Origin of the sequence: Paenibacillus zanthoxyli JH29 (assembly GCF_000520715.1) — a bacterium.
Taxonomy (GTDB): domain Bacteria; phylum Bacillota; class Bacilli; order Paenibacillales; family Paenibacillaceae; genus Paenibacillus_AQ; species Paenibacillus_AQ zanthoxyli.
Window position 1 is genome coordinate 1 of the sequence record NZ_ASSD01000274.1, and the last position, 5,105, is coordinate 5,105.

At 52.5% G+C, this 5,105-nt stretch carries 6 protein-coding genes; 4 read left to right on the plus strand and 2 right to left on the minus strand.

Annotated features, from left to right (window positions below; translation table 11 throughout):
* Both L691_RS0110120 and L691_RS0110125 read right to left on the minus strand, forming a co-directional pair.
* Nucleotides 1-881, minus strand: an 881-nt coding sequence (locus L691_RS0110120; RefSeq protein ID WP_025690353.1) for a DUF2935 domain-containing protein, incomplete at its 3' end; no start/stop codon positions are given.
* A 69-nt stretch (nucleotides 882-950) separates the two neighbouring features.
* Nucleotides 951-1,982 (minus strand): alpha/beta hydrolase, encoded by a 1,032-nt coding sequence (locus tag L691_RS0110125; protein ID WP_025690354.1) that lies wholly within the window; start codon nucleotides 1,980-1,982, stop codon nucleotides 951-953.
* Between the two features lie 314 nt (nucleotides 1,983-2,296).
* Between L691_RS0110125 and L691_RS0110130 the strand changes: the two genes are divergently transcribed.
* The 4 genes from L691_RS0110130 to L691_RS33930 all read left to right on the plus strand — a co-directional run.
* Complete coding sequence (locus L691_RS0110130) at nucleotides 2,297-3,043, plus strand: IclR family transcriptional regulator (protein ID WP_025690355.1); 747 nt, start codon at nucleotides 2,297-2,299, stop codon at nucleotides 3,041-3,043.
* Between the two features lie 197 nt (nucleotides 3,044-3,240).
* Complete coding sequence (locus L691_RS0110135; protein WP_156934206.1) at nucleotides 3,241-4,317, plus strand: hypothetical protein; 1,077 nt, start codon at nucleotides 3,241-3,243, stop codon at nucleotides 4,315-4,317.
* Between the two features lie 316 nt (nucleotides 4,318-4,633).
* Nucleotides 4,634-4,834, plus strand: coding sequence for a pyridoxal-phosphate dependent enzyme (locus tag L691_RS33925; RefSeq protein WP_025690358.1), 201 nt, complete (start codon nucleotides 4,634-4,636; stop codon nucleotides 4,832-4,834).
* A partial coding sequence (locus L691_RS33930) for a pyridoxal-phosphate dependent enzyme (RefSeq protein ID WP_025690359.1) occupies nucleotides 4,831-5,105 on the plus strand: 275 nt, incomplete at its 3' end. The genes L691_RS33925 and L691_RS33930, both read left to right, overlap by 4 nt.

Here is a 5,105-nt window from a genome sequence, read left to right on the forward strand (position 1 = left end):
TTCTTGAAGGCGTTGTAGCTTCCGAAGTCCCGCTCTATGGCCGTTAGGAGAGCTCCCGTAGGGCGTCCACCGCCATGAGGGGACATTTCTTCCCAGAATATCGTGTGCAGATAATGGCCGGCCCCGTTAAAAGCAAGCTCCCGTTCCCAATGCTTGACCAGATCGAAATCTCCGCTCTTTCGGGCGTCATCCAGCTTCTTCTCCGCTTTGTTCAAGCCGTCAACATAGCTCTTATGATGGATGTCGTGATGAATCCGCATCGTCTTCTCGTCAATATACGGCTCCAGGGCATTGTAGGGATACGGAAGCGGCGGAAGCTTATGCCCTCCGATCGGTACCGGAGTCAGATCCCGGCGGCCGGGGGGAGGCGCTGGGTCTTGATTGCCCGTGCCGGAGGGGGAGAGCCCGGGGGACACTTCTTCAGAAAGTCTTGCGGAAGCATCCCTGACAGTCCCGAAGGGAGCGCCGGAATGTCCCGGCCTGTTCAGAACACCGAGAAAATATTCCGTCTCGCGGATAACATGGGGCAGGAAGGCTTCTTCTTCGGCTCCTCTGAGAGCAGGGGTCTGTTCATGAATGGCAGTAAGCTGGCGGATAAACTCCCGGGATTGATCGCCAGCGGCTACCGCCAGACGTTCAACCTCGGCGGGATCGGCGCCGCTTGGCGCAGCTGTGGATGACGGTGTCTCAAGCAGGCTCCGGGCGGCGTTCCCGGTCGCAGCGAAGACGGCTGCCCAATCATCCATCAGCTTCACATAAGGCGCTTCCAGTTCAGGAAAGGCGAGTTTGATCAGCGCCGTGTTCTCCTTCTCCTGATTTTTCCAAAAACTGATTTCCTCCAATATTCTTACTGATGATGGTGGCGCATATGGATACAGCATGGCGTACAACCCTCCCGTAATATGTCTTTCTCTATAGGGTATGAGCGGAGAGGGTTGTACTATGTGATGTTAGTTGGTCTGCCGTTTCTCCTCCGCAGCTTTCGCCAGCGGAACATTGCTTAGAAAGGCGGAGACCCGGCGCAGGTATTCACGGGGGTGCTCGCGGAACAGCAGCTCATGATGGGCGCCTTCCACAATCCAGGAGTCGGAATACGGATTGGTCTGATTGGCGGCCAGCTTCTCGGCGATCGGATAAGGCGCTTTGTCATCCTGCGTTCCATGCATAAACAGAATCGGAAATGGATAATCTTCGGCCTTCACTTGGGTATAAGGAATCTGATTCAGACCTGTGCCGTTCAGCACGGGGAAGAGCAGCTCCATGATTTCAAGCGAAGGGTGGCGCGGAAGATCAATATTCTGCCTGATGTTGTGGTACAGCGTGTCCGGCTCCAGCAGGAAGGTGCTGTCGAGAATCATCGCATCCACATCCTTGGTAACCAGCCCTGTCTGGAGAGCGGTGCCCGCGCCCATGGAGAAGCCCCATACGACGATCTCCTTCGCTCCGCGCTGCTTGGCAAGCTGGATGGCTCCGAGCAGCTCGCGGGACTCTTTTTTGCCGCCTGTCGCCACGTCTTTGTTGCTGGGGGAAGCGAAGCCGTAATCGAACATGATGACATTAAAATTCAAACGGTGCGCAAAATGGGCGAGATCGTACATCGGAACCCAGGATTCCTCGCGGTTGGCGCCATAGCCGTGACTGAACACGATCGTCTTGGTCGAGTTCTTGGAGGGAATATACCAGCCCTGGATATTGCGGCTGCCGTCGCTCGCCGGAAAGGTCACATCCTCGTACTTCAGACCTTTGGACAATGCCGGATTGGAGAACAGCGGGGCGACCGTCGGATTGGACAGCACCCAGGTAATATAAGCGTGCAGCGAGATAAAGCAGAACATGAGAAAAAAGAAAACGGACAGCAGCAGCGCCACAATAATATGCTTTATGCGAATCAACCGCAGGGACAGCTGCGGCGCCCTATCGGACTGACGGTCTTGCGGCCTCGGGGAGACCGTCGTGCCGGTGCGCGGATGTGTAAGATCCATAAGGTCCCCTCCTAAAAGTTTTGTGAGCATAGCAGCTTCGATTATTCTTCGAGCAAAACTGGCATCGAAAGCATACGCTAAGTTTTGTGAGCATTTTTGGATAAGTGGATTCGTTTGCACTTGTAATCTATCGTATGGTCATGTTACTGCAAAGTCAACGAATCGGCTCCTTTTGTAATGTAACTGTAAAGTACCGCCCAGCTCTGCCTGATGGGGTGAATCTGCTGGACTTTTCACAGACTTTTGCTAAGATATAAATGACTAAAAATATTGTAACCGTGTTTCATTTGGTGAAACATGAAAGGAAGAGACCCGTGGATGACGACCGCAAACTGACGGTGCGCGCCGTGGAGCGTGCGCTCGATATTCTGTTGTGTTTTACAAGAGACAGCGATCTAAGCCTGACCGAGATTGCTGCTGCCATCGGCCTGCACAAGAGCACGGTGCATCGGCTGCTGACCACGCTTGAGGATAGAAGATTCATCACCCGCAACCCGGCTACGGAAAAATACAGGCTCGGCATCCGGGTCTGGGAGCTGTCAACCCATCTGCCGGTCTCGGAGAACCCGGGCACGCTGCTGCTCCCGGCGATGGAACGGCTGCGCGACCGGCTCGGGGAGACGGTCAGCCTGTACCTCCGGGACGGACTGGAGCGGGTGCGCATCCAGGCGGTGCAGAGCAATCAGGCCATCCGGCGCGTGGCGCAGATCGGTGCCAGGCTGCCGCTGTCGGTCGGAGCTTCCAGCAAGGTGCTGGCGGCCTACGCTCCTCCTGAGGTCCAAAAGGAGCTGCTGGAAGGGGAGGACTGGCCGCAGGCGATTGACCGCCAAGGGTATGCGGATCAATTGAAAGAAGTGATAAGGTTGGGCTATGCGACCAGCTTTGAGGAACGCGAGCCGGGCGCGGCCGCCGTCGCCGTGCCCGTCATCGGGCGAAGCGGCGAGGTGGCCGCCGCCCTGTCACTGTCCGGGCCGGTCAGCAGGCTGTCCCGTGAGACGCTGGTCGAATACGCGGATGTGCTGAAGGAAGCGGCAGAGGAAATGGGACTTATGGTGAATTAATTCATTTAACCTAAAAGCCGGCGGCAGTAATGGACGTGAACGCGGAGTCCTGAACTGCCGCCGGTTTTTTAGTCCAGTCATGCTCTCAGCCGTTATATTTTCATATAAGAACCTAATATAGTGCATTTTAGCCCTAGATGTTATACATAAATTGGAATACAATGATAGAATTGCATAGGGATGATGACAGGGAGGTTATGATGAAAAGATTAGCTTATTGGTGCTCTATCATTTTAGCGGCGGTTCTATTTTCTAACTCCGCATACGCGGATCAGAGTTTTCCCCCAAGCCTTAACTCCACGGAAATCCTTTCAGCCGGTGATCATTCTGCCGTTCTGGTTGACCGGACAGCGGGGAAAGTGGGATTAGCCGATTTAAGAGCAAATAAATTTACGGTTCTTTCAGACGACGCTTCTCCCGTGCTCGACGTGGAAGTGGTTAAACAGCCTGCGAAGATTGTGCTGCTGAAGAAGACTAGCCGTAATACGATCTCGAAAACCGTGTTTTCTTATCAAGGTGCCGTTCTGTCCAAAACAGAAATTCCGCTAAGTTTGATGATAGGGGATAAAATAAAATGGGTCGCCCCTGCCGGAAAAGCAAATGAAAGAATTATGCTGCAAAGATTAAACGCTTTTAATCTGTATCAATATCCTTGGAAAAAGCCGAGTGTCAGCTATGACGCCAAGGTCGTTGACAACTTATGGGAGTTCGTCAGTGTGCTGGACTGGGATTTCGAGGGATATCCTTATTTGGCGATTAAATATATGGCATCGGGCATTATGAACGAGGTTTATTTTGCGAAAACGGTGAATCTGTATACGAAGAAAGAGGCTCTTTTCAAAGACTTTAATACGGATTTCAAGTTTGAAAGCAGCGGAAGAAATACGTTATTGTTCACCTCCAATGTGTATGACGTGTACGAGCCTTTTCCGCCAAATGTCCTGCGCCCCAAATCTACTGAAATCCAGCCGTACTACCAAATCATTAATGTGGATAAGGGAATCAAGAGCAAGGTGCTGGAAGGCGTTTTTGCGGACAAGGGCGATCACTCGGGCTGGAGGACGGAGCTCATTAATAATCAGTTATTCGTAGGAGATTCGGCGGAGCATACCTGGTCCTTGTATTCGGCAAATGGAGCAGCGATTGTAACGAATCAAGCCTGGCCGGGCAACAGCGAGTCCAAGTTTGCCGGTTACAGCGCGGCTGCGGGGATAAGCTACTTTTTGGAATATCGCTCGGGCAAAGCCTTAATTGCTGCTTATCCGGTTCATTAATATATGTCGCTTTAAAAAGAAAGGCGCGGGTCCGAACAGCGGAATCCCATGCCTTTTTTGTAGGCGAAGCTTTATCTTGGCCCTAGGCACGAAGCGGCGGAGGATAGGGGCAGTAACGGTACGATTCAACAGGTGAGGTGAGGAGCTTGTCTATTCCAAGGAGAAAATGTCCTTTTGTCAAAGAAGCGGCTAGACAGAAAAAAGTCGAACTGCTATAATGAAATCGATTTATTCATACAATATTGCTCGGAATAGTTGGACAAGGTATGAATGCGGAGAAACTGGCGAAACAGGCAGCAGGTTAGGGGACTTCACATTGGCAAATAACCAATATGGAATTATTGAATCTATCGGCAATACACCGCTTATACGTCTTGTAAATGTGACGAAGGATCTGGGGAGAACCGACGTGAGCGTGTATGTGAAGGCCGAGCAGCTTAATCCGAGCGGTTCGGTCAAGGACTGCGCCGCAAAGGCCATGATTTTGCAGGGAATCCAGTCGGGGCAGTTGAGTTGACTAAGGAGAAATCCATCATCGACAGGACGAGCGGCAATACCGGCATTGCCTACGCAATGATCGGCGCGGCCCTCGGGTACAAAGTGACCCTGTGCCTTCCGGGTAACGCGAATGTCGAACGCAAGCGGATTTTGCGGGCTTATCGCGCGGAAATTATCGAGACGGACCCGCTGCAAAGCTCGGATGGCGCGCAGCTTGAAGCCAAGCGGATAGCGGAGCTTGAGGCCGACCAGTATTTTTATCTAAAAAGCCGAGAAGACTCCTTCCTCTA

What these genes read in the sequence shown, in the direction of transcription:
- L691_RS0110125 (WP_025690354.1), bottom strand. Translation starts at nt 1,982, where the DNA reads ATGGATCTTACACATCCGCGCACCGGCACGACGGTCTCCCCGAGGCCG.
- L691_RS0110135 (WP_156934206.1), top strand. Translation starts at nt 3,241, where the DNA reads ATGATGAAAAGATTAGCTTATTGGTGCTCTATCATTTTAGCGGCGGTT.